Annotated in this window: 1 protein-coding gene; it reads left to right on the forward strand. The window is 44.0% G+C overall.

What is annotated here, in order from left to right:
* A partial coding sequence (locus CF394_RS00375) for an uL11 family ribosomal protein (protein WP_500691220.1) occupies positions 1-250 on the forward strand: 250 nt, incomplete at both ends.

Below are 250 nucleotides of genomic sequence, written 5' to 3' on the forward strand. Positions count from 1 at the left end.
CTGTAGAAATTTCGGTTTACGAAGACCGTTCATTTACATTTATCACAAAAACTCCGCCTGCTGCTGTATTGCTTAAAAAAGCGGCTGGAATTGAGTCAGGTTCTGGTGAGCCTAACCGTAATAAAGTCGCAACCGTTAAACGCGATAAAGTACGTGAAATCGCCGAAACAAAAATGCCTGACTTAAATGCGGCAGATGTTGAAGCGGCTATGCGTATGGTTGAAGGAACTGCCCGCAGTATGGGTATTGT

Source organism: Tetzosporium hominis, from assembly GCF_002265435.1.
Lineage (GTDB): Bacteria > Bacillota > Bacilli > Bacillales_A > Planococcaceae > Chryseomicrobium > Chryseomicrobium hominis.